Source organism: Streptomyces sp. NPDC057249 (assembly GCF_042669245.1).
GTDB lineage: Bacteria > Actinomycetota > Actinomycetes > Streptomycetales > Streptomycetaceae > Streptomyces.
The window spans coordinates 73,193-93,969 of sequence record NZ_JBHUXS010000005.1 but is presented as its reverse complement, the minus strand read 5'-3'; the positions used below and the strand labels follow the sequence as shown (position 1 = coordinate 93,969).

Genomic DNA, 20,777 nt, shown 5'->3' with positions numbered 1-20,777 from the left:
GAACCCGGCACGGGCCCGTCGGCGCGTGCCGGGGCGCCCTCATCCCTTGCGGCGCCGCCGCCCCAGCAGGAGCAGCAGCCCGATCCCGGCGAGCACGGCGACGCCGGTCAGCGTCGTGCCCTTCACCGGCACGCCGTCCCCGTCGTCGGCGGTGTCCTTGATCCCCCCGGCCCGGTGCGCGGCCCCGCCGCCGCCCCCGTCCCCGGTCTTCTTCAGGTCCACCCTCACGACACTGCTCCGCTCGCCCTCGGAGCCGTACATCAGGGCGGAGCCGTCCGCCGTGTACGTCACGGACTCGGACTGCGGGAGCAGCGGCGACTCGACGTCGTAGTCCTTGCCGAGACGGCCGTTCGCGAAGGTGTAGCCGCGGGCGCTGAAGTAGGAGCGCAGGACGAGCTCCTTGCCGTCCGGCGAGAAGGCCCCGTCGGTCACCCAGGGGACCTCGCCGACCCGCTTGAAGACGTTGTCGCCGCCGGTGGTGAGCTTCGCGGGGCCCTCGTACAGGCCGCCGCCGTCCTCGTTCTTGGAAGCGATGTAGACGCGGCCGGTCTTCGGGTGGACCATCAGCGCCTCCGCGTTGCGGGGCCCGTCGGCGTACTTCACGTCGAACTGGGTGGCCCGGACGGTGGCGTCCTTCAGGGTCTTCGGCTCGGGGAAGCGGTAGATCCAGACGTGGTCCCAGCTGCCGTTCAGGTTGTCGCCGATGTCGCCGACGTACACGTTCCCGTCCGGCCCGATCGAGATGCCCTCGACGTCGCGGGGCTGCCCGACGCCCTTCATCGTGATCGTCGCGACGGTCTTCCCGGTCCGCGAGTCGACGGCGAAGACGTACGGGCCGTCGTCGCTGTCGTTGTGCGTCCAGTAGATCCCCGGGTGGAGTCGGCTCGCGGCGAGGCCGCTGGACTCGGTGATCCGGGGGTCCTCGATCGTGAAGCTCCGGTCGGCCCCGCCGTCGGCGAGCGCGGGGGCCGCGGCGAGGGCGAGGAGCACGGCGGCGCCGAGGGAGGAGGTCAGTCGGTACGAACGCATGGCACAAGTGTCCATCGTCACCTACCGGCGCGTAGCCAAGATCGGCCATGATGACGCCATGCGTTTCATGTGTGTCGGCGATTCCATGACCATCGGGCGCGCCGGCGACTTCACGTGGCGCTACCGCATGTGGCAGCACCTGGCGGCGGCTGCCGACGGCCCCCACGAGCTGGTGGGCCCGCGCACGGCCCTCTACGACGCGGATACGGGCACGGCCTCGTCCTCCGCGTACGCCGCCGACGACTTCCCGCCGCCCGCCCGCCGCCACCTCGCGGGCTGGGGCGAGGGCTGGCTCCACATGGCCCCGCTGATCGCGGACGCGGTGACCGCCCACCGCCCGGACGTCCTGCTGGTCTCCCTCGGCCTGATAGACCTCGGCTTCTACACGGACAGCGCGCAGACGGCGGAGAACGCCGGGGCGTTCCTGACGGCGGCCCGCGAGGCGAACCCGCACATCCGCGTGGTGCTCCTCCCGGTGATCCCGAACATCCGCGCGGAGACGGACGCCCCGTTCGCGGCGGAGTGCGCCCGCTTCAACGACCTCCTGGCGAAGACGGTGGCCAACCGGTCCACCCCGCCGTCCCCCCTCCTCCTCGCCTCCCACCCCCCGGCGTACGACATCCACACCTCCACGTACGACGGCACCCACCCGAACCCCACGGGCGAACACCACCTGGCCGCCGCCTTCGCGGACGCGATGCACGAGGCATGGGGGGTGGGCGGCCGGTACGCGGGGGCGGCGGTCGCGGCAGCGGCTACTTCAGGAACCTGCTGAGGTCGTCCGCGGTCCAGTCGGCCTGCCGTGTCGCGAGCGGCGCCTTCGTGGTCAGTAGTGGTAGCGGGCCGCGAGGATGACGATCTCCTTCGCCGTGACCAGGTAGACGAGCCGGTGCTCGTCGTCGATGCGACGCGACCACGCTCCTGGCAAGTGGTACTTCAGCGGCTCGGGCTTGCCGATGCCCGTGAACGGGTCGCGCCTGACGTCCTCGATGAGCTTGTTGATCCGAGCGAGCATCTTGCGGTCGTTCTTGAGCCAGGACGTGTAGTCCTCCCAGCCCTGGTCCTCGAAGACGAGCCTCACTCGTCCCCCGCAGCCGGATCGATCAGCTCACGCTCCGACACGTCGACGTGAGCCAGTGCGTTCTCGTAGGCCTTGAGCAGCCGCCGCGCATTCGCCGGGGAGCGCAGCAGGTACGAGCCCTCGCGCAGTGCCGCGTAGTCCTCGGCGGAGACGAGTACGGCGTTGCCGTGCTTGGAGACGATCTCGATGGCCTCGTGATCGTCGTTGACCTTCTTGATCAGCGGAAAGAGTGCCTTGCGGGCTTCACTCGCAGTTATGGACATGGCTCAGCCTTCCTCCAAGTGGTACTCGATAACGTACCACTTTCACCACCTTGGGGGCGCGGGGTCGCCGCGCCCCCTCACTTCGACGGCTTCGCCCGTACGTGCATCCGCTCCCCCTGCGGTCCGAACAGGCTCAGGAACTCCACCGGTTCCGGTCCGGCCGCCCCCCACCAGTGCGGCGTGTGGGTGTCGAACTCGGCCGCCTCGCCCGCCGTGAGGACCAGGTCGTGGTCGCCCAGGACCAGGCGGAGGCGGCCCGAGAGGACGTACAGCCACTCGTAGCCCTCGTGGACCCGTTGCTCGACCGGGCCGGCCGGGCCCGTCGCGCCCGGCATCACCTGCTTGTACGCGTTGACGCCGCCCAGATGCCGGGTGAGCGGGACGAAGGTCATCCCGTGGCGTTTGAAGGGGCGGAAGGTCACACGGGGATCGCCCGTGTCCGGCGCGCCGACGAGTTCGTCCAGCTGGACGCCGTACGCCTTCGCCAGGGGGAGCAGCAGCTCCAGGGTCGGTTTGCGGCCGCCCGATTCCAGGCGGGAGAGGGTGCTGAGCGAGATGCCCGTGGTCTCGCTCAGCTGCGTCAGCGTCGTCCCGCGCTCGGTGCGCAGGGCCCGCAGGCGGGGGCCGACGCCGGTCAGGACGGCGGCCAGGTCGTCGTCGCCCATGGGGCCGTCGCCGCCCATGGGGCCGTCGCTGCTGGGGTGCTCCTTCGCTGCCATGGCTCCATTTGCCGACCCGGCAACGCACCTTGTCAAACGGAAGCGCCTCCGGCGGCTCCCGGGGCACCCGGCTCGGCCGGGCCGATCATCGCCATCGACAACCGCGTGAACTCACTGGTCAGCCACGACGGCGGCACCTGGCGCGGCCTCCGCCCGTGGTGGGCGAGCAGCTCGTCCACCGACCGCGTCAGCACCTTCACCACCACCGCGAGATCGCCGTCCACCCCGTGCCCCCGCGTCCGGGCCCGCTCGGACTCGGCCGTCAGGAACTCCACCCACACCGAGCGCCACATCGTGAGGTGTTCGTCCATCGCCGGGCTCACGCCCAGCACCTCCACGAAGGCGACCCTCGCCGCCTGCGGGTCTCCCGTGACGGCCCGGACATACGCGTCGAAGAGCCTGCGGACGCGCTCCTCGGTCGGGCAGGTCTCCATGCCCTCCGCCGCCAGCTCCGCCTGCGCGGCCTGCATCCCCGCCATCGCGACCTCGTCGTACAGGTCGGTGAGCAGCGCCTCGCGCGAGGCGAACTCGCGGTGGAAATCCCGCACCTCCACCTGCGCCTCCGCGCACAGGTCCTCGACGGACGTGTGCGCGTAGCCGTACACCGCGAACAACATCCGCCCGGCCGCCATGAGTTGCGCACGCACCCGCGCGGGGTCGCGCACCGCTCGTACGCCGTCCCAAAGCTCCACCACGGTATCCACCACGGGTCCTCCTCAGTCCGTACCGGCCCCCGGCCACCACTGTCCTCGCCTCGCCGCATCCACGGCAAAGACCGCCACACCACGAACGGACGTGCGCCTCAGTACGCTGCGGCGTCCGTTTCCAGGATCGTCGCGACCCGTTCCCGCCAGGGCTGCCGCCGTGGCGGCCACTTCGCGAAGTGCGCCTCCTCGGCCGCCTGCCGGCCGCACGGGCCGCACAACGTCTCGTCCGCCCGGGGCCGGAACACGTGCTCCGGCCCGTCCCCCTCGCACGTCACATGCGGCCTGACCGTCGCCACCGGCGCGATCGGCGCGGGTACCTCCGGCAGCTTGTGTACGAGGCGGTGGCGTACGAAGCCGTAGGCCGACCGTACGCCTTCCGCCGGGAGGGCGTTCACCAGCGCCTGCCGCAGATCCGCCGCCTTCACGCCCCGCCGCAGCCAGTCCGCCGCCATCCCGGACAGGCCGCGCGCCTCGCGTACGCCGAGGTGCAGTTGCGGGTTCGCGTGCCGCAGCGAGAGCAACACGCGCTCGGCCTGGGCGACTTCCGCGTCGGTCGCCGTGACCGGCCCGGCCGCTTCGGCCACAGGCGCTTCGGCCGCAGGCGCTTCGGTGGGTGGGTGGGGAGTGTTCTTCTCACGTTCTTCCACAACCTCTGGTTGGGAAGCGCCGACCGACCGAGTGCCCGCTTGACCGCCCGCCCGTGGCCGATCAGTCGGTTTGGCCTGCGCGTTCGCCACCCTGAGCGCCCGCGCCTCCTCGTCCGTGAGCGGCACGTTGGAGAACAGCTGATCCGTCATCCACAGCCCGCCCTGTCCCTGCCACCGCCACTCATGGACGTAACCGGCTGCCTTCAGCTGGCCCTTGGCCTTCTGGTACGCCCGGCCCTTGATGCCGAGCCTCTTCGCGTGATCGCTCAGCGCTTCGCTCGCGCGGGACTCGGGCAATCCCTGCACATACATGATCAGAAGCTTTGCATCGCTGCTCAGATTCGGATGACGTACGACATCGTGCGTGGCCTTCACATAGGCGCGGGACGGCGAGATAGCATGCCAAAGCATCTTCGGTGGACCTCTGATCCATCTGTGGGTGAAGGCCCTCGGACCAGGTGTTGGGAGCACCGCCGAGGGCCGCCCCGTGCGCGGCGCGCACGGAGCGTAACGACGCGATCACCGTACAGCAGAAATTCCGTCTGCCACCACCTTGGTCAGCAGCTCGAACAGAAGTGCCGTTTCCACGAACGGATCATCGGCGGTCGGCTCGGAACGCCAGTCCAGCGGGTACGTCAGCCCGCGCAGCGCGGGCACCCCGACGAAGTCCGAGCCCTTCCGCACGAGCGCGTCCACGCCCGCCGGCCAGCGGTACGCACGCGCCGTGCCGGGCTCCACCAGGAAGTACATGCTCCGCATCCCGATCCAGGAGCGGATGATCGGACCGGCCTGGAAGTCCGTGAACTGCATGATCTCGTACGAGACTTGCTCGCCCAGCACGCCGGAGATCCGGACCGCGTCGAAGTGGATGCCCGCGTGCCGCAGGGCGTGGCCGCTGGCGGGAATCCAGCAGGGGGCCGAGTTCGGTGAATTTTTCGGTTCCATACGGTAAGCGTCGGCGTCCGCACTTAACGTGACCAGGGACACAAGGCGTCTGTGCACTGCTGTGCACTTGGAGGTGGGGCTGTGCACTCCAGTAGTACCGGCGACGGCACCGCTGCGATGTTCGGGACACTGTTACGGCACTACCGCGAGATGGCCGCGCTGTCCCAGGAAGCGCTGGGGTTCAAGGTCGGCTTCTCCAAGTCGCAGGTGGCGATGGTGGAGCGGGGGCAAAGGCCGCCGAAGGGGGACTTCGTCTCGAAGGCGGACTCGGCGACGGGGGCGAGCGGTGCGCTGATCGCTGCGGCACTCAAGTTGAAGTTCAGCAGCGTGGCGACCTGGTTCGAACCGTTCGCCGACGAGGAAGCCAAGGCCGTAGCGCGCTACGAGTACGAGTGCCACGTGGTACCTGGACTACTGCAGACCGAGGCGCACGCACGCGCTGTGTTCAGCCAAGCATGCCCGCCCCTGGACGACGAAGCGATCGAGAGACTGGTGGCCGGGCGCGTGGCGCGGCAAGCGCTGCTGACACGCAGGCCGCTTCCGGATATCAGCTTCGTTCTCGAACCCAGCGCGCTCCTGCGTCCCATCGGTGGGCGCGATGTGCACAGGGCCCAGTTGCAGCACATTCTCGAGATCAGCCAGTTACGACATGTGCAGCTCCAGGTGATGTCCCCTCAACGGGAGACCCACTCGGGTCTAAGTGGTTCCTTCGTCCTCCTGGAGACCGACGATCGGCGGCGGCTGGCGTATCTGGAGGTACAGGACCGCAACTTCCTCGTCAGTGAACAACCCCACCTGGGAGACCTGTTCGCCAAATATGGGAGGCTGCGGTCCGAAGCTTACGGACTTGAAGAGTCGCGCGAGTGGATCAAGCGAACGATAGAAGGACTATGAGTACTGACCTCAGGTGGTTCAAGAGCAGCTACAGCGGCGAAGGCGGTGGCAACTGCATCGAGGTCGCCCTCTCCTGGTCCAAGTCCAGCTACAGCGGCCCGAACGGCGGCGACTGCGTAGAGGTCGCCACCTGCCCCCACACCGTCCACGTCCGCGACTCCAAGGACACCACCGTCCCCGCGCTCGCCGTCTCCCCCGGCGCCTGGGACACGTTCATCCGCCACACCGCCGCGTAAGGCACTACACCGCATCCCGCTCCGCGAACACCTCACGCGCGGCTGTGAGGCCGTTGAGCGCGGCCGGGAAACCGGCGTAACCGGCCATCTGCGTGATGATCTCCACGGCCTCCTCCCGCGTGCCGCCCACGTTGAGCAGGCCGTGGAGGTGTACGCGGAGCTGCGGGCCGACCGTGCCGAGGGCGGTGCACAGGGCCACCGTGACGAGCTCGCGGGTCGGGAGGTCGAGGCCCGTACGCGCGTACACGTCGCCGAACGCGAACTCCAGCAGGTAGCGGGCGAGGTCGGGCGCGATGTCCTTGAGGGAGTCGATGACCTGCTGCCCGGCGTGCCCGTCGATGTCGGCGAGGGCCTGCCGGCCGCGTTCGAAGCGGTCGCCGCCCTGGTCGGCTGAGGAGTCGGCGGGGACGGGCGCGGCCTCGTCGGGGCGGGACTCGAAGACCTCGCGGGCGGCGGTGAGGCCGTTGAGCGCGGCCGGGAAACCGGCGTAGACGCAGACGTGGATGAGGACTTCCACGATCTCCTGGCGCGTGCAGCCGACATTGAGCGCGCCGCCGATGTGGAAGCGGAGCTGGGGCGCGGCGTTGCCCATCGCGGCGAGGGCGGCGACGGTGCTCAACTGGCGCTGGCGGCGGGTGAGTCCGGGACGGGTGTAGATGTCGCCGAAGCCGAACTCCACGATGTACCGGCCCATGTGCGGGGCGATGTCGGCGAGGCCGTCGATGACGGCGTCCTGGGCGCCGTTCGCGACCTCGCTGAGGGCCGCGTAACCACGCTCGTACCGGTCGTTGCGCTGTTCACTGGTCATGCGGGGACACGGTAGGAGTTGGAGTGCGCTCCAAGGCAAGCGGGCGCCGGGAAAACCCTTCGAGTGGACCCGCCGGTGACTGCGATGATGCCCGGATGGACGCGCCGACCCCCCTCGACCTGGACACCTGGCCGCGCCGGGAGCACTTCGCACACTACCGGCGCCGCGTGCCGTGCACGTACGCGATGACGGTGGAGGTGGACGTCACGGAGTTCACCGCCGCGCTGCGGCGCTCGCCGCGCAAGTCGTACGTGGCGCAGGTGTGGGCGCTGGCGACGGTGGTGAACCGGCACGAGGAGTTCCGGCTGTGCCTGACGGAGTCGGGGGACCCGGCGGTGTGGCCGGTGGTGCACCCGGCGTTCACGGTGTTCAACGCGGAGCGGGAGACGTTCGCGTGCGTATGGGCGGCGTACGACGCGGACTTCGGGACGTTCCACGACGCGGCGGCGCCGCTGCTGGCGGAGCACGCGGGGGCGACGGAGTTCTTCCCGCAGGGCGCGCCCCCGCCGAACGCCTTCGACGTGTCGAGCCTGCCGTGGCGCGCCTTCACGGGCTTCAACCTGAACATCCGTGACGGCTACGACCACTTGGCGCCGATCTTCACGCTGGGCCGGTACGTGTCGCGGGGCGACCGCGTCCTGCTCCCGCTCGCCGTCCAGGTGCACCACGCGGCGGCGGACGGCTTCCACACGGCGCGCCTGGTCGACGAGGTGGAGGCGCTGATGGCGGACGCGACGGGGTGGGTGTAGAGCCGAGGGCGTAGCGCGTGGGGGCCCGGAGAGCGGCCCTCAGGCGCCTTCGGCCAGCACCGCCCGAAGCGCGGCCTCGGCGGCGTCGAAGCAGGCGGGGAACGGGCCCTCGCCGTCGATCCAGCGGCCGAACGCCTCCTCGGAGACGATCGAGGTCACCCGTGCGGCCACGCGCGCCTCGGCCGGCTGGGCCCCGCGCCGTTCCAGGGCCCCTCGGAGGGCGGCGGTGACCTCGGCCGACTTGCTGCGCTCGCGTTCCAGCAACTCCGCGCTGGACTGGATGATGGCTCTGCGCCGTCCGGAGTCGGTGACGACGGCACTGGCCTCCGTGCCGACCTCGCGGAGGGCCGACAGCGCGGCCCGCAGAGGCGTGAGTCCGGCGTCCGCGGCGAGGACGGCGTCGGCCACGGCGGGCGGAAGGCGCTCGGAGCCGGCGAAGAGAATCTCCCGCTTGTCCGGGAAGTAGCGGTGGAAGGTCCGGCGGGTCAGCCCCGCCCGTTCCGCGATCTCCGTCACCGTCACGGCGTCGTAGCCGCGCTCGCCGAAGAGATCGAGCGCCGCCTCGCGCAGGCGTCCCGGTGCTCCAGCGTCCCAACGTGCCATGCCCGCATCCTAGCTCTTCGGGATGTCTCACTGTGACATCAGTGCTAGCGTAGTGATGACACAGTGAGACATCACCTGCGGAGGCGTAAGCGCTATGGCACGGAACGAGATATGGATTCTGGGAGCCACCGGGCGGGTCGGCCGGGCCGTCGCGGCGCAGATCCTGGCAGGCGGGTCCGTCCCGGTGCTGGTCGGACGCGATGCCGGCCGGCTGCGCGAGGCCGCCGCGGGCCTCGGGCTCGACGCCGGCGCGAAGACCGTCGTCGCATCGGGGGTGGACGCCATGGCGGCCGAGATCTCCCGGCAGCGGCCCGCCGTCGTCGTCAACACGATCGGCGACTATGCCGCGAGCGCCGTCGCGCTGGCCCGCGCCTGCATGCCGGGCGGGCACTATCTCGACCAGGCCAACGACCCGACCGCCTTCCACCGCCTGTTCGCCCTGCACGACGAGGCCGCCGCCGCCGGAAGCACCCTGGTGACCGGTGCGGGATTCGGCGTCGCCGGAACCGAGGCGATCGTGGCCCGCATGTGCGAGAACCGGCCCGTACCCAGCCACGTCCGGGTGGACGCCATCGCCTCGGTCGCCGTCGAGGAGGGGGAGCTGGGGACCGCCCTGGCCACCAGCGTCGTGGACGGCTTCGCGATGGGCGGGCGCCGTTACGAGGGCGGCCGGCTGGTCAGGACCCGCCTCGGCGGGGAGGTCCGTCACCTGACCCTGCCGGACGGGGAGCGCGTCTCATCGGTCGGCGTCCCGTCCGGCGAGCTCGTCGCCGCGCAACGGGTGAGTGGGGCCCCCTCGGCATCGGCGACCTCCGGTCTCGTCCCCGCCTCGTTCGCCGTCCGGGCGGTGCTGCCGCTGGTGTCGGCGGTCCTGCGCGTCCGCGCCGTGCGGACCTTCGCGATCGGCCGGATGGCCGGGATGAAGGCCAAGGCGGCTCCGCGCCCGCGCCCCCACACCTGGGGCCACGCCGTCATCACCTGGCCCGACGGAACCGTCCGCGAAGGCTGGCTGCGGGCGGGCGACGCCATGGACTTCACCTCCGCCGTGGCCGCGCGGACCGCGCTCGGCCTCGCGGCGGGCAAGGGCCGCCCCGGCGCCCACACCCCGGCCGCCGCCCTCGGCCCCGGCCTGGCCCTCGCGGCCGGAGCGGAATTCGTGGACGACGCCCGTGTCTGAAAGGCCCTACGCCGCGTCCGGGGCCGTCGCGTTGAGGACGCGTACCGCCTCCCGGGGGTCGTCCACGGCGAACCGCACCTCGCGGACGTCCTGCGGCGGCTGCCCGGGCTTGGGCGCGACGGGGTACGGCTCGCGCAGGAGGACGCTGAGGGAGGTGGAGTCGCCGACGGGCATCGCGAGCACGCCGTCGTCGATCTGGACGGCCCTGCGGTAACCGCTGTGGCGACTGGTGCGGACGGACTCGATGAGGTCCAGGGGGACGGCGACCTGCACGAAGTGCGCGAAGCGGAGGACGAGCCGGCCGCCCCCGACGACGTGCGGCCGGACGGACAGGGCGGCGACGAACCCGATGAGCCAGAGCACGCCGTACGCGGACAGGACGAGGAGGGCGATGCGCACGGGGGTCCAGGGCACGAGGAATTCGGCGAGCGCGATCTCCAGGGGCGCGAGGAAGACCATCACCCACATGATGGGCCTGATCTCACCCCCGTACGCCAGGACCGCGCACCCGTCGGGCACGTCCGGCTTCCGCCGCACCCAGCGCCACAGCGCCCGGAACAGCCCGAACTCCATCCCGACGACCTTGGCGAGAGGCCCGGGCAGCACGGCCCTCAGAGACCGCTCCAACGCGGCCTGCCCGTCGGCCCCCTCGCGCCGGGACGCCCGGTAGGCCCGCCCGGCCAGGACGACCTCGACCAGCACGACCCCGCCGAGCACCCCCTCGACGGCAAGACCCACGACGACGGCCTCGCCGACCCCGAAGACCCCGCCCCAGACGAGCCCCACTTCGACCAGCACCACAACCGGCGCCAGCCACCGAACGGCCCCGCCCCACTTCTCCCGCATGGCGACCCCCTCTCCCCCACTCTCCCCCAGAGGCCGGCCACCGGTCGAGACACCCTCTTTCGAGTGAACAGATCCGGCCGACCGGAGCCGTCGTCCCACGCAGCGCCCGCTTCGTTTGTTGCGGATACTGCGAATATTGCGGATACTGGAGCCACCGCCGAGAGACGACGCCCACCCGCCACGCAAACCTAGGGGCGCACCGTGACGAAGACAGACCTCAGGCCCGTGAAGCTCCCGCCCGAGAAGACCGCCGCGGCGAACCGGGCCCTCACTCGCGTCCGCGGCTACCTCACCGAACACCCCGACCTCGGACAGATCGCCGTCAAGCCTCTCGACGACGACGAGCGCGAGCCCCTCACCCTGCCTCGTGAGGCCGTCGAGCTGCTCGCCGGTCTCCTCGCTCACCTGGGGGCGGGCCGAGGCGTCTCCATCGTCCCCAGCACCGCTGAGCTCACCACCCAGCAGGCGGCAGACATCCTCAATGTGTCCCGCCCCTTCCTCATCGGCCTCCTGGATGCGGGCGAAATCGAGTGCCGCATGGTCGGAACACACCGCAGGATCACCGCTTCGTCGCTCATGGAGTACAAGCAGGCCGACGACCGGCGCCGTCGCGAGGCGGCGGACGAGCTCACGCGGCTCGGCCAGGAGATGGGAATGATGTAGTCGATGCCCTTCGTCGCCGTTTACGACGCGAATGTGCTCTATCCCAACGTCCTCCGCGATGTCCTCATCCGCGTCGCCGGGGCCGGCCTGGTGCAGGCGAAGTGGACGGAGAGCATTCTCGACGAGACGTTTCGCAACGTGCGGGCCAACCGGCCGGACCTGCCCCACGAAGCCCTCGACCGTACGCGACGGCTGATGAAGGCGGCCGTACGGGACTGCCTCGTCAAGGGGTACGAGCCGCTCATCGACGTACTGGAGCTGCCGGACAAGGACGACCGGCACGTCCTGGCTGCGGCGATCCGCGCCAAAGCCCAGGTGATCGTGACGTTCAACCTGAAAGATTTCCCTGGGGATGCCTTGGCGCCTTGGGACGTCGAAGCCGTCCACCCGGACGCGTTCCTCGAAGCGCAGATCGACCTGGCGCCGGAGATCGTGTACGGGGAGATCCAACGTATCGCCGACAGTTGGAAGAATCCGCCGGGCACGGTCGCCGATGTGATCGAAGGCCTCGACAGAAATCGCCTCGTTTCCTCCGCGGCCGCCCTGCGCGCACTCGCCTGACCCCGTATCAGCCCCGCAGCTCCGCCAGGTCCGCCGCCGCCATGTTCTCCTCCAGGTGCGTGAGGTCCCCGTGCCCGGGATGGCGAGCATGGCGGGGGATTCCGCGAGGAGGCGGGCGAGCTGTACCTGCGTGGCCGTCGGACCGACGACTCGGCCGCCCGCCTCCTCGGCCTCTCCCTCCGTACGTACCGCCGCCGCGTGGCCGACCTGATGGTCACCCTGCAGGCGGCGTCCCGCTTCCAGGCGGGGCTGCGGGCGGGCGAACTGCGGGCGCGGCGGGCGGCGCGCCGGGAGGCGTGACGCGCGCGACGCCCCCCGGGCGCGTTGCTACGGCGCCAGCGTGCGCAGTACGCAGAACTCGTTGCCCTCCGGGTCCGCCATGACCACCCAGCTGCGGCCCTCACCCTGGCCCACGTCCGTGCGGGTGGCGCCCAGAGCCAGGAGCCGGGCCACCTCCGCCTCCGTGGAGCAGTCGATGGGGCTCACGTCGAGGTGGAGGCGGTTCTTGACCGCCTTGGCCTCCGGGACCCTGAGGAACACCACTGTCGGCGGCATCTGGCGGGCCCGGACCTCCTCCACCGCGGGCTCCCAGGAGCCGATCTCGACCTGGCCCTCCGTGCGGTCGATCACCGTGAAGCCCAGAACCTCGCACCAGAACGCGGCGAGGCGCTCCGGGTCGTGGCAGTCGATGCTCAACTCGGTGAACCGGCTGGTCATTCCGCGGCCTTCCGTAGCGTGAACTCATTGCCGTCCGGGTCCAGGAGCACCCCGCCCGGTCCGGGCCGCGCGCCCAGCCCGACGAGGCGGGCGGTCTCCGTCTCCTCGTCCGCGTCCGGCGGGAGCGCCAGCTCGAAGTACAGGCGGTTCACGTCCGTCTTCTCGCGGACCGGCGGGCCGCCCCAGGTGAGCTTCGTGCCGCCCTCCGGGGACTGGACGGCCGTCTCCTCGTCCTGGTCCCAGACCAGCGGCCAGCCCAGGGCCTCGCTCCAGAAGTAGCCGACCGCCTGGGTGCCGTCGCAGGAGACGGCGCCGATCACCCCGGTGTCCGCGAGGAACTTGTTGCCGGCCGCGATCACGCAGAACTCGTTGCCGTCCGGGTCGGCGAGGACGATGTGGCTCTCCTCCGGGCTCTGGCCGATGTCGATGTGCCGGGCGCCGAGTTCCAGCGCGCGGGCCACCGTCTCCCGCTGGGCCTCCGGAGTCGCGCTCGTCAGGTCGAAGTGCGCCTGGTTCTGCCGGGTCTTGGGCACCTCGCTCGCCGTGAAGCGGAGCGCGTAACCCTCCCCGTCCGGGGGAACGACGGCCGTGCCGTCGCCGGACGGCTCCCAGCCCAGGAGCCCGGCCCAGAAGCGGGCCAGGGCGGGCGGGTCGGTCGCGTGGAAGCCTATCGCTGAAAGATGGGGCGTCATGGGCCGTACTTCTCCGATCCGTTGGCGTGCCGCCCGCGCATCCTAGGTACGGGGTGCGGGGGGCGCCTCCCGTTTTCGGCGCTCCTCAGTCCAGCGTGACCCGCGCCGTCACCGGCAGGTGGTCGCTGCCCGTCGCCGGAAGCGTCCGGACCCGGCCCACCGTCGCCTCCCTCGCCAGCACCTGGTCGATCCTGGCCAGCGGGAAGGACGCCGGGAAGCTGAACGCGAACCCGCGCTCCGAGACGTTCAGCCCGGACGTCAGGGGGGCGATCCCCCGGTCGTCCACCGTGGCGTTGAGGTCGCCCAGCAGGATCACCGGGCCCGTGGTCTCCGCGTCCAGCGCCCTGCCCAGCAGCCGGGCGCTCTCGTCGCGGCGGGCGGTGCCGAGGCCGCCCGCGCCGAGCCGGAAGGACGGCAGGTGCGCCACGTACACCGCGACCTCGCCGTGCGGGGTGCGGGTCACCGTGCGCAGGCCCCGGCTCCACGGCTCCGCGACGGACTCCGGCTTGATGTCCACCGCCCGGGTGCCGGTGAGCGGGTGGACCGACCAGATCCCGACCGTGCCCCGGACCTCGTGGAACGGGTACGCCGCCGCCAGCTCCCGCTCGTACGCCGGCAACGCCTCCGCGACCAGTTCCTCCAGCGCGATCAGGTCGGCGCCCCGGGCCGCCAGCGCGCGGGCCGTGCCCGCCGGGTCCTCGTTCACGTCGCTGACGTTGTGCTGCACCACGACGAGGTCACCCGGGCCCGGGTCCGCCGCCGGGAGCAGCAGCCCGCCGAACGCGTACGCCCAGGCCGCCACCGGCAGCACCACCGCCACCGCCCCGAGCACCGACCGGCGCAGTACGGCGAGGGTGAGCAGGGGGACGACGGCGAGGCCGAGCCAGGGGAGGAACGCCTCCAGGAGGCTGCCGAGCCGGCCGGGGGTGTTGGGCACGACGCCGGGGGCGACGAGCAGGAGCGCGGTCAGGGCGGCGAGGGCGGCCCGGACCCTGCCGTGCCGCCACCGGTCCGGACGGCTCCGGGTCCGCCCCGGGACGACGGCCCGCCCCGCCGCAACCGCACCGCTGAACATCCGCTTCACCATGAGCTGCCGTCCGCCCTCCTGTCCTCGCCCCTCAGGACGGGATTCCGGACGCGCCCGGTTCCCCGGCCCGCGGCGGACCGGCGTCCGCCCGGGTGGCCGCCAGTGGGGGGACATCGGCGGGCGTGCGGGTGGCTCACGGCCTCGCCGCCCCGGAGCCGCCGGGCGCACGGGCTTACGTTCCCGGGCATGAAACGCACCGCTGCCTTCGCCACGACGGCCTGCCTCCTGTGCCTGGCCGCCGCCACCGCCGCCACCGCCCCAGCGGCGGCCGACTACTCCGGCAATCCGCTGGCCGGGGACAACGGCTTCGGGGTGCTCGTCCAGGACGACGCCGTCCTGGGCAGCACGGAGACCGAGGGGTCGGTGGCCATCGGCGGGAACCTCACCTACGGACCGGGATACAACGTCGCGCTGCACACCCCCGGCACGTTCACCGCGCCCGGCGACGACCACCCGACCGCCCTGCTCGTCGGCGGCAGAATCGATCATGCAGCCAGTTCGCCGCAGGGCGTGCTCCAGGTCCTCAACGACGGCTATGTGAAGGTCGGCGACCCCACCGGCTCCTCCGTCCGCAACCTGGACGACAACAACGCGGAGGTCAACACCCGCGTCGTCGCCGAGGGCGCCGCCTACGAGTCCACGCCCCGGGTCCAGCAGACGGTGCGCCAGCCGGTGGCGTCCGTCACCGACACCACGGGGCTGCCCGACCTGGACGCGCTCTTCGCGGACTTCCGCGACCGCTCGGACGCCATCGACACCTGCGAGACCAACGTCGTCCTGCGCGACGCCTCCGGCACCCCGCTGCCCGACCAGACGGGCTTCCCCGCCGGCACGAGCGCGCACATCACCCTCACCGAGGGCGAGACGAACGTGCTCCGGCTGACCGGCGAGCAGCTGAACAACCTGTCCGAGATCACTTTCGACAACCAGCCGGACGCGGCTACGCCGTTCGTGGTCGACGTCGACACGACCGGCACGGACGGGACGTTCGTCTGGCACATCCCGAACCTCGCGGGCGTCTCCGGCGACCAGGCCCCGTACATGCTGTGGAACTTCCCCGACGCCACCGACATCACGATCGCCGACGGGGACTCGCTGGAGGGCACGGTCTACGCGCCCCGCGCCCACCTCACGGACCTCGACGCCTCCAACATCGAGGGCTCGATCGTCGTACGGGAGCTGACGGCCGGGCCGCTCAACGACGACGGCACCTCGGTGAACGCGGGCGAGATCCACGAGTTCCCGTTCGCCACCGACATCGACTGCGACGGCACGGGCCCCTCCCCGTCCCCGAGTCCGACGGGCTCCACGGAAAGCCCGACGCCCACCCCGTCCCCCACGGGCTCCACGGAAAGCCCTACCCCCACCCCGACGGGCGGCACGGAGAGCCCCACCCCCACCCCGACGGGCTCCACGGAAAGCCCCACCCCCACTCCCTCCCCCACGGACACCGCCCCCGGTCCGCACCCGACGCACAGCCACCCCACGGCACACCCGGGCCACGACGGCGGACACCACCACCGGCCGCCGCACGGCGGCTGGCTCGCCGACACCGGCACGTCCACCACCCTCTACGCGGTGGCCGGTGCCTTCGCCCTGGCCACGGCCGGGATCTTCCTGCTGGGCCGCAGGCGCAGGCCGAAGCACTGACGCGGCCTCACCGCCCCGGGAAGCGCTCCCCGCACACGCTGCAGAACACCGGGGCCGACTCCGGGGACATCCGCCCGCACTCCGGGCACACCCGGTCCAGCGCGCAGGGCGCCTCGCCGCCCTCCTGCGCGTACACCGTCGGCTTCAGCGTCAGGCCGGGGCGGCGGCGGTGGACCGTCAGGTAGGCGAGGCCGTCCGGGCCCGCCGTCAGGGAGCGGCGCGAGGTGCGGGGCAGCCAGGTCGCCGTCGTCGGCGTCAGGGCCAGGGGCTCCGCGCCGTCGCCCGGGACCAGCCGGCCGCTGCCCGCCAGGACCACCAGGAGGACGTCGAGCACGTCCTCCTGGTGCTCCCCGACCTCCGCACCCGGCGGCAGCCGCACGAGGTTCGCGTCCAGCTCCCTCCCCCGCCGGTCGAGCTGCCACAGGGCGCCCCGGTCGTCGGGGGATGCGGCGGCGAGCAGGTCGTCCAGCACGGCGAGTACCTCGGGAGTCGCGTTCACGCGCCCAGGCTACGACCGCGTATGCCTAAGGTGTACGCCGCCGACCCAGGGAGACGCAGCGTCATGTCCGACGACAGGTACCCCCCGATCGAACCCCACGACCACGGCCTGCTCGACGTCGGCGACGGCAACCACGTCTACTGGGAGGTCTGCGGCAACCCCGCCGGGAAGCCCGCCCTCGTCGTCCACGGCGGCCCCGGCTCCGGCTGCACCGACCGGCCCCGGCGGTTCTTCGACCCGGAGCGCTACCGCGTCGTCCTCTTCGACCAGCGCAACTGCGGCCGCTCCACGCCGCACGCGAGCGACCCGGCCGTCGACCTGCGGCACAACACCACGGACCATCTGGTCGCCGACATGGAACGCCTCCGCGCACACCTCGGGATCGGCCGCTGGCTGCTGTACGGGGGTTCCTGGGGGTCCACCCTGATCCTGGCGTACGCCCAGCGGCACCCGGAGCGGGTGAGCGAGATCGTGATCCCGGCGGTGACCACGACCCGGCGCTCCGAGATCGACTGGCTGTACCGGGGCGCCGGGCTCTTCCAGCCGGAGGCGTGGGACCGCTTCCGGGCCCACGTCCCGGAGGCCGCGAGCGACGCGACCCCGGACGTGCTCGCCGCGTACGCCCGGCGCACCGTGGACCCCGACCCGGCGGTGCGGGCTGCGGCGACGGCGGCATGGTGCGCCTGGGAGGACGCGGTGCTCTCGGGCGAGACGTACGCGGGACCTCCCCCGTACAGCGGGCGGCCCGGCCGGGCACGGGAGGCGCTGGTGCGGATCTGCTCGCACTACTTCTCGCACGGCGCCTGGCTGGAGGAGGGGCGGCTGATCCGGGACGCGGGGCGGCTGGCCGGGATTCCCGGGGTGCTGATCCACGGGCGGCAGGACATGGGCGGACCGCTCGGCACGGCGTGGGAGCTGGCCAAGGCGTGGCCGGACGCGGAACTGACGGTGATCGAGGACGCGGGGCACCTGGGCGGGGCGGCGACGAGCCGGGCGATCCTCGCGGCACTGGACCGGTTCGCGGGGGCGTAGCGAAACGCGCGCTTGCTTCGAGCGCGCTCGAAGGAGTTGGCTTGGGGCCCATGAAGTACACGCAGCTCGGACGCACCGGACTCAAGGTAAGCCGCCTCGTCCTGGGGACGATGAACTTCGGCCCCCAGACCAACGAGAGCGACAGTCACGACCTCATGGACGCCGCGCTGGAGGCGGGCGTCAACTTCTTCGACACCGCGAACGTCTACGGCTGGGGCGAGAACAAGGGCCGCACCGAGGAGATCCTCGGCACCTGGTTCGCCAAGGGCGGCGACCGCCGCGACAAGGTCGTGCTCGCCACCAAGGTCTACGGCAACATGGGCGCCGACGGCGAGGCGTGGCCGAACCACGACAAGCTGTCGGCCGTCAACATCCGCCGGGCCGTCGACGCCAGCCTGAAGCGGCTCCAGACGGACCACATCGACCTGTACCAGTTCCACCACGTCGACCGGGACACCCCGATCGACGAGATCTGGCAGGCCATCGACGTACTGATCCAGCAGGGCAAGATCCTGTACGCCGGTTCCTCGAACTTCTCCGGCTACAAGATCGCCCAGGCCAACGAGCGCGCCCGGCAGCGCGGCAGCTACGGCCTGGTCAGCGAGCAGTGCATCTACAACCTGATGGAGCGCGGCGCCGAGATGGAGGTCATCCCGGCCTCCCAGGAGTACGGCCTCGGCGTCATCCCGTGGTCGCCGCTGCACGGCGGCCTGCTCGGCGGCGCCCTCCGCAAGGAGCGCGAGGGCGGCGGCGCCCGCTCCACCTCCGGCCGCTCCGCCGACGCCCTGGCCGACCCGAAGGTGCGGGCGCAGGTGCAGGCGTACGAGGACCTGCTCGACAAGCACGGCCTGGAGCCCGGTGAGGTGGGCCTCGCCTGGCTGCTGACGCGGCCCGGGGTCACCGGCCCGATCTCCGGCCCGCGCACGCGGGAGCAGCTCGACTCGGCGCTGCGCGCGGTGGAGCTGGAGCTGTCGGCGGAGGTGCTGGACGCGCTGGAGGAGATCTTCCCCGGCCCGGGCCCGTCGCCGGAGAACTTCGCCTGGTAGGTCCTGGGGGAAGGGCCTAGCCGAGGGCAGCCGCCACGGCGACGACGGCGAACATCAGTACGAGCACGGCCGCCATGATGCGGTTTCTGGTCTTCGGGTCCACCCGACGAGCGTAACCGGCCCGGCATTCGTGAACGCGACGCGGCCCCGCCCCGGAGAACCGGGAGCGGGGCCGCGTGGTCGCGTGGTCGCGCGTAAGGACGTGGGCCCTACGCCGCCGTGGCCAGCCGCTCGCGCGGCACGAAGCGGACGTGCGGGCGGCCCGGGCGCAGGTCCACCTTCAGGCGCAGACCGCCGAGGCGGGCCAGGATCACGCCGATGCCGACCGCCGCCGCGAGGGACAGCGCGCCGCCGACCACCATGCCGGTGCGGGCGCCGTACGCGTCACTGATCCAGCCGACGATCGGGGCGCCCACCGGCGTACCCCCGGCGAAGACCATCATGTACAGGCTCATCACCCGGCCGCGCATGGCCGGGTCGGACGCCATCTGGACGCTCGTGTTGGCGCTGATGTTGGTCGTCAGGCCGATCATGCCGATCGGCACCAGCAGGACCGCGAAGACCCAGACGTTCGGCGCCAGCGCCGCGATGATCTCCAGCAGGCCGAACGCCGTACCGGCGGCCACCAGCATCCGCAGCCGCGAGGAGCGGCGGCGGGCGGCGAGCAGGGCACCGGCCAGCGAGCCGGCGGCCATGAGGATGTTGAAGAACGAGTACATCCCGGCGCCGCCGTGGAAGATCTCGTCCGCGAAGGCCGTCAGCCAGATCGGGAAGTTGAAGCCGAAGGTGCCGACGAAGCCGACCAGGACGATCGGCCAGATCAGCTCGGGGCGCCCGGAGACGTAGCGCAGCCCCTCCCGGAGCTGGCCCTTGGCGCGCGGCACGACGACGGACTTGTGGAGCTCGCTCGTCCGCATCATCGTCAGGCCGACGAGCGGGGCGAGGAACGACAGGCCGTTGAACATGAAGGCCCAGCCGCTGCCGACCGTGGTGATCAGCACACCCGCGACGGCGGGACCGATGAGCCGGGCCGACTGGAAGTTCGCCGAGTTCAGGCTGACCGCGTTGCGCAGCTGCGCGGGGCCGACCATCTCGGACACGAACGCCTGCCGGGCCGGGTTGTCGACCACGGTGACCATGCCGAGCAGGAACGCGATCAGATAGACGTGCCACACCTGGACCACGCCGGAGAGCGTGAGCACGGCGAGCACGACACCGCAGGCGCCCAGGGCGGCCTGGCTGACGAGCAGGAGCTTGCGCTTCGGCAGCCGGTCGGCGATGACGCCGCCGTACAGGCCGAACAGCAGCATGGGGAGGAACTGGAGTGCCGTGGTGATACCGACGGCGGCGGCGGACCCGGTGAGGCTCAGAACGAGCCAGTCCTGCGTGATGCGGGACATCCAGGTACCGGTGTTGGAGATCACGGCGCCCGTGGCGAACAGGCGGTAGTTGCGGATCTTCAGCGACGAGAAGGTCCCGCCGGTCTTGCTCTCGTGGGTGGAAGTCGGTGCGGGGGCGGAGTCTGCTCCGGATCCCGTACTCAAAAGGGTTCGCCTCCTCGGCGTGGACATCTTGCTGGGTGACGGGGACGGAGACGTGTCTCCTACAGGTGGGCGAGCTTCTCCAGCACGGGCGCCGCGTTGCGCAGCGTCTCCCACTCGTCCTCGTCCAGGCCCTCGGCGAGCGTGGTCAGCCAGGCGTTCCGCTTCTTGCGGCTCTCGGCGAGCATGGCCTCGGCCTGCTCGGTCTGGCTGACCATCTTCTGACGACGGTCATCGGGGTGCGGTTCCAGCCTGACCAGACCCTTCGATTCCAGCAACGCGACGATGCGGGTCATCGAAGGCGGCTGCACGTGCTCCTTGCGGGCCAGCTCACCCGGAGTGGCGGAACCACAACGGGCGAGCGTCCCGAGCACCGACATCTCGGTCGGGCTCAGCGACTCGTCGACGCGCTGGTGCTTCAGCCGGCGGCCGAGCAGCATGACGGCGGAACGGAGGGAGCTCACGGCGGCGGCACTGTCGCTGTCGTGGATCAGGTCAGGCATGTTTGTTAGCGTAACTCATTACCTACTCTAAAGACCACTTGTGGTACACGCGCGAGAGGGAGATCACTCCGCCCGTCCGGAC

Annotated in this window: 26 protein-coding genes; 10 read left to right on the top strand and 16 right to left on the bottom strand. The window is 71.5% G+C overall.

Going from position 1 to position 20,777, the window contains the following annotated elements:
• Window positions 1-39: 39 nt before the first annotated feature.
• Complete coding sequence (locus ACFUJY_RS11220) at window positions 40-1,029, bottom strand: WD40 repeat domain-containing protein (RefSeq protein WP_383297634.1); 990 nt, start codon at window positions 1,027-1,029, stop codon at window positions 40-42.
• On the opposite strand from ACFUJY_RS11220, the gene ACFUJY_RS11215 reads away from it, so the two are divergent.
• Entirely contained in the window at window positions 1,028-1,804 is a 777-nt protein-coding gene (locus ACFUJY_RS11215) for a GDSL-type esterase/lipase family protein (RefSeq protein WP_383297632.1), read from the top strand. The two genes, ACFUJY_RS11220 and ACFUJY_RS11215, sit on opposite strands and share 2 nt — an antisense overlap.
• Window positions 1,805-1,855: 51 nt before the next feature.
• Here the strand turns inward: ACFUJY_RS11215 and ACFUJY_RS11210 are convergent, their stop codons facing one another.
• From ACFUJY_RS11210 to ACFUJY_RS11185, 6 genes are all read right to left on the bottom strand, one after another.
• The gene (locus ACFUJY_RS11210) at window positions 1,856-2,110 is read right to left on the bottom strand and encodes a Txe/YoeB family addiction module toxin (RefSeq protein WP_018519503.1); all 255 of its coding nucleotides are present in this window, start codon (window positions 2,108-2,110) and stop codon (window positions 1,856-1,858) included.
• On the bottom strand, window positions 2,107-2,373 hold the full coding sequence (locus tag ACFUJY_RS11205; RefSeq protein ID WP_383297630.1) for a type II toxin-antitoxin system Phd/YefM family antitoxin: 267 nt from the start codon (window positions 2,371-2,373) through the stop codon (window positions 2,107-2,109). The genes ACFUJY_RS11210 and ACFUJY_RS11205 overlap by 4 nt, the downstream gene beginning before the upstream one ends.
• 77 nt (window positions 2,374-2,450) lie before the next feature.
• Window positions 2,451-3,038 (bottom strand): helix-turn-helix domain-containing protein, encoded by a 588-nt coding sequence (locus ACFUJY_RS11200; protein WP_383298066.1) that lies wholly within the window; start codon window positions 3,036-3,038, stop codon window positions 2,451-2,453.
• A gap of 86 nt (window positions 3,039-3,124) precedes the next feature.
• Window positions 3,125-3,799, bottom strand: a complete 675-nt coding sequence (locus tag ACFUJY_RS11195) for a TetR/AcrR family transcriptional regulator (RefSeq protein ID WP_383297628.1) — start codon at window positions 3,797-3,799, stop codon at window positions 3,125-3,127.
• A gap of 95 nt (window positions 3,800-3,894) precedes the next feature.
• Complete coding sequence (locus ACFUJY_RS11190; RefSeq protein ID WP_383297626.1) at window positions 3,895-4,857, bottom strand: hypothetical protein; 963 nt, start codon at window positions 4,855-4,857, stop codon at window positions 3,895-3,897.
• Window positions 4,858-4,965: 108 nt separating this feature from the next.
• The gene (locus ACFUJY_RS11185; protein WP_383297625.1) at window positions 4,966-5,391 is read right to left on the bottom strand and encodes a hypothetical protein; all 426 of its coding nucleotides are present in this window, start codon (window positions 5,389-5,391) and stop codon (window positions 4,966-4,968) included.
• An 81-nt stretch (window positions 5,392-5,472) separates the two neighbouring features.
• Between ACFUJY_RS11185 and ACFUJY_RS11180 the strand changes: the two genes are divergently transcribed.
• Window positions 5,473-6,285 carry a Scr1 family TA system antitoxin-like transcriptional regulator gene (locus ACFUJY_RS11180; RefSeq protein ID WP_383297623.1) on the top strand — a complete coding sequence of 271 codons (813 nt, stop codon included), beginning with the start codon at window positions 5,473-5,475 and terminating at the stop codon, window positions 6,283-6,285.
• Window positions 6,282-6,521, top strand: a complete 240-nt coding sequence (locus ACFUJY_RS11175) for a DUF397 domain-containing protein (protein WP_383297621.1) — start codon at window positions 6,282-6,284, stop codon at window positions 6,519-6,521. The genes ACFUJY_RS11180 and ACFUJY_RS11175 overlap by 4 nt, the downstream gene beginning before the upstream one ends.
• A 4-nt stretch (window positions 6,522-6,525) precedes the next feature.
• Here ACFUJY_RS11175 and ACFUJY_RS11170 read toward each other — a convergent pair whose 3' ends face one another.
• On the bottom strand, window positions 6,526-7,329 hold the full coding sequence (locus ACFUJY_RS11170) for a carboxymuconolactone decarboxylase family protein (protein ID WP_383297619.1): 804 nt from the start codon (window positions 7,327-7,329) through the stop codon (window positions 6,526-6,528).
• A 95-nt stretch (window positions 7,330-7,424) separates the two neighbouring features.
• Between ACFUJY_RS11170 and catA the strand changes: the two genes are divergently transcribed.
• The gene (catA, locus tag ACFUJY_RS11165) at window positions 7,425-8,078 is read left to right on the top strand and encodes a type A chloramphenicol O-acetyltransferase (protein ID WP_383297617.1); all 654 of its coding nucleotides are present in this window, start codon (window positions 7,425-7,427) and stop codon (window positions 8,076-8,078) included.
• Window positions 8,079-8,117: 39 nt separating this feature from the next.
• Here catA and ACFUJY_RS11160 read toward each other — a convergent pair whose 3' ends face one another.
• Complete coding sequence (locus ACFUJY_RS11160) at window positions 8,118-8,681, bottom strand: helix-turn-helix domain-containing protein (protein WP_383297615.1); 564 nt, start codon at window positions 8,679-8,681, stop codon at window positions 8,118-8,120.
• Window positions 8,682-8,775: 94 nt separating this feature from the next.
• On the opposite strand from ACFUJY_RS11160, the gene ACFUJY_RS11155 reads away from it, so the two are divergent.
• Entirely contained in the window at window positions 8,776-9,858 is a 1,083-nt protein-coding gene (locus ACFUJY_RS11155) for a saccharopine dehydrogenase NADP-binding domain-containing protein (RefSeq protein ID WP_383297613.1), read from the top strand.
• 6 nt (window positions 9,859-9,864) lie between these two features.
• Here ACFUJY_RS11155 and ACFUJY_RS11150 read toward each other — a convergent pair whose 3' ends face one another.
• Window positions 9,865-10,704: a hypothetical protein gene (locus tag ACFUJY_RS11150; RefSeq protein WP_383297611.1), complete on the bottom strand. Its 840-nt coding sequence runs from the start codon at window positions 10,702-10,704 to the stop codon at window positions 9,865-9,867.
• 201 nt (window positions 10,705-10,905) lie between these two features.
• Between ACFUJY_RS11150 and ACFUJY_RS11145 the strand changes: the two genes are divergently transcribed.
• Both ACFUJY_RS11145 and ACFUJY_RS11140 read left to right on the top strand, forming a co-directional pair.
• Window positions 10,906-11,367 carry a helix-turn-helix domain-containing protein gene (locus tag ACFUJY_RS11145; RefSeq protein ID WP_383297609.1) on the top strand — a complete coding sequence of 154 codons (462 nt, stop codon included), beginning with the start codon at window positions 10,906-10,908 and terminating at the stop codon, window positions 11,365-11,367.
• 3 nt (window positions 11,368-11,370) lie between these two features.
• The gene (locus tag ACFUJY_RS11140; RefSeq protein ID WP_383297607.1) at window positions 11,371-11,928 is read left to right on the top strand and encodes a PIN domain-containing protein; all 558 of its coding nucleotides are present in this window, start codon (window positions 11,371-11,373) and stop codon (window positions 11,926-11,928) included.
• Between the two features lie 327 nt (window positions 11,929-12,255).
• Here ACFUJY_RS11140 and ACFUJY_RS11135 read toward each other — a convergent pair whose 3' ends face one another.
• From ACFUJY_RS11135 to ACFUJY_RS11125, 3 genes are all read right to left on the bottom strand, one after another.
• Window positions 12,256-12,645 (bottom strand): VOC family protein, encoded by a 390-nt coding sequence (locus tag ACFUJY_RS11135; protein ID WP_383297606.1) that lies wholly within the window; start codon window positions 12,643-12,645, stop codon window positions 12,256-12,258.
• Entirely contained in the window at window positions 12,642-13,337 is a 696-nt protein-coding gene (locus tag ACFUJY_RS11130; protein WP_383297604.1) for a VOC family protein, read from the bottom strand. The genes ACFUJY_RS11135 and ACFUJY_RS11130 overlap by 4 nt, the downstream gene beginning before the upstream one ends.
• Window positions 13,338-13,422: 85 nt before the next feature.
• Window positions 13,423-14,424 carry an endonuclease/exonuclease/phosphatase family protein gene (locus tag ACFUJY_RS11125; RefSeq protein ID WP_383297603.1) on the bottom strand — a complete coding sequence of 334 codons (1,002 nt, stop codon included), beginning with the start codon at window positions 14,422-14,424 and terminating at the stop codon, window positions 13,423-13,425.
• A gap of 186 nt (window positions 14,425-14,610) precedes the next feature.
• On the opposite strand from ACFUJY_RS11125, the gene ACFUJY_RS11120 reads away from it, so the two are divergent.
• A complete protein-coding gene (locus ACFUJY_RS11120; protein ID WP_383297601.1) occupies window positions 14,611-16,074 on the top strand; it encodes a collagen-binding domain-containing protein in 1,464 nt (487 codons plus the stop codon).
• Window positions 16,075-16,081: 7 nt separating this feature from the next.
• Here the strand turns inward: ACFUJY_RS11120 and ACFUJY_RS11115 are convergent, their stop codons facing one another.
• A complete protein-coding gene (locus ACFUJY_RS11115) occupies window positions 16,082-16,573 on the bottom strand; it encodes a hypothetical protein (protein WP_383297599.1) in 492 nt (163 codons plus the stop codon).
• 63 nt (window positions 16,574-16,636) lie between these two features.
• Here ACFUJY_RS11115 and pip point away from each other — a divergent pair, with 63 nt between their 5' ends.
• Both pip and ACFUJY_RS11105 read left to right on the top strand, forming a co-directional pair.
• Window positions 16,637-17,605 carry a prolyl aminopeptidase gene (pip, locus tag ACFUJY_RS11110; RefSeq protein WP_383297597.1) on the top strand — a complete coding sequence of 323 codons (969 nt, stop codon included), beginning with the start codon at window positions 16,637-16,639 and terminating at the stop codon, window positions 17,603-17,605.
• Window positions 17,606-17,655: 50 nt separating this feature from the next.
• A complete protein-coding gene (locus ACFUJY_RS11105) occupies window positions 17,656-18,651 on the top strand; it encodes an aldo/keto reductase (protein ID WP_383297595.1) in 996 nt (331 codons plus the stop codon).
• Between the two features lie 209 nt (window positions 18,652-18,860).
• Here the strand turns inward: ACFUJY_RS11105 and ACFUJY_RS11100 are convergent, their stop codons facing one another.
• Together ACFUJY_RS11100 and ACFUJY_RS11095 are read right to left on the bottom strand one after the other, a co-directional pair.
• Window positions 18,861-20,195: an MFS transporter gene (locus ACFUJY_RS11100; protein ID WP_383297593.1), complete on the bottom strand. Its 1,335-nt coding sequence runs from the start codon at window positions 20,193-20,195 to the stop codon at window positions 18,861-18,863.
• 59 nt (window positions 20,196-20,254) lie between these two features.
• Window positions 20,255-20,695, bottom strand: coding sequence for a MarR family winged helix-turn-helix transcriptional regulator (locus ACFUJY_RS11095; protein WP_018101514.1), 441 nt, complete (start codon window positions 20,693-20,695; stop codon window positions 20,255-20,257).
• Between the last annotated feature and the right edge of the window lie 82 nt (window positions 20,696-20,777).

What these genes read in the sequence shown, in the direction of transcription:
- ACFUJY_RS11215 (WP_383297632.1), top strand. Translation starts at nt 1,028, where the DNA reads ATGGCACAAGTGTCCATCGTCACCTACCGGCGCGTAGCCAAGATCGGC.
- ACFUJY_RS11220 (WP_383297634.1), bottom strand. Translation starts at nt 1,029, where the DNA reads ATGCGTTCGTACCGACTGACCTCCTCCCTCGGCGCCGCCGTGCTCCTC.
- ACFUJY_RS11205 (WP_383297630.1), bottom strand. Translation starts at nt 2,373, where the DNA reads ATGTCCATAACTGCGAGTGAAGCCCGCAAGGCACTCTTTCCGCTGATC.
- ACFUJY_RS11200 (WP_383298066.1), bottom strand. Translation starts at nt 3,038, where the DNA reads ATGGGCGACGACGACCTGGCCGCCGTCCTGACCGGCGTCGGCCCCCGC.
- ACFUJY_RS11190 (WP_383297626.1), bottom strand. Translation starts at nt 4,857, where the DNA reads ATGCTTTGGCATGCTATCTCGCCGTCCCGCGCCTATGTGAAGGCCACG.
- ACFUJY_RS11185 (WP_383297625.1), bottom strand. Translation starts at nt 5,391, where the DNA reads ATGGAACCGAAAAATTCACCGAACTCGGCCCCCTGCTGGATTCCCGCC.
- ACFUJY_RS11175 (WP_383297621.1), top strand. Translation starts at nt 6,282, where the DNA reads ATGAGTACTGACCTCAGGTGGTTCAAGAGCAGCTACAGCGGCGAAGGC.
- ACFUJY_RS11170 (WP_383297619.1), bottom strand. Translation starts at nt 7,329, where the DNA reads ATGACCAGTGAACAGCGCAACGACCGGTACGAGCGTGGTTACGCGGCC.
- catA (WP_383297617.1), top strand. Translation starts at nt 7,425, where the DNA reads ATGGACGCGCCGACCCCCCTCGACCTGGACACCTGGCCGCGCCGGGAG.
- ACFUJY_RS11160 (WP_383297615.1), bottom strand. Translation starts at nt 8,681, where the DNA reads ATGGCACGTTGGGACGCTGGAGCACCGGGACGCCTGCGCGAGGCGGCG.
- ACFUJY_RS11155 (WP_383297613.1), top strand. Translation starts at nt 8,776, where the DNA reads ATGGCACGGAACGAGATATGGATTCTGGGAGCCACCGGGCGGGTCGGC.
- ACFUJY_RS11150 (WP_383297611.1), bottom strand. Translation starts at nt 10,704, where the DNA reads ATGCGGGAGAAGTGGGGCGGGGCCGTTCGGTGGCTGGCGCCGGTTGTG.
- ACFUJY_RS11140 (WP_383297607.1), top strand. Translation starts at nt 11,371, where the DNA reads ATGCCCTTCGTCGCCGTTTACGACGCGAATGTGCTCTATCCCAACGTC.
- ACFUJY_RS11135 (WP_383297606.1), bottom strand. Translation starts at nt 12,645, where the DNA reads ATGACCAGCCGGTTCACCGAGTTGAGCATCGACTGCCACGACCCGGAG.
- ACFUJY_RS11130 (WP_383297604.1), bottom strand. Translation starts at nt 13,337, where the DNA reads ATGACGCCCCATCTTTCAGCGATAGGCTTCCACGCGACCGACCCGCCC.
- ACFUJY_RS11125 (WP_383297603.1), bottom strand. Translation starts at nt 14,424, where the DNA reads ATGGTGAAGCGGATGTTCAGCGGTGCGGTTGCGGCGGGGCGGGCCGTC.
- ACFUJY_RS11120 (WP_383297601.1), top strand. Translation starts at nt 14,611, where the DNA reads ATGAAACGCACCGCTGCCTTCGCCACGACGGCCTGCCTCCTGTGCCTG.
- pip (WP_383297597.1), top strand. Translation starts at nt 16,637, where the DNA reads ATGTCCGACGACAGGTACCCCCCGATCGAACCCCACGACCACGGCCTG.
- ACFUJY_RS11105 (WP_383297595.1), top strand. Translation starts at nt 17,656, where the DNA reads ATGAAGTACACGCAGCTCGGACGCACCGGACTCAAGGTAAGCCGCCTC.
- ACFUJY_RS11095 (WP_018101514.1), bottom strand. Translation starts at nt 20,695, where the DNA reads ATGCCTGACCTGATCCACGACAGCGACAGTGCCGCCGCCGTGAGCTCC.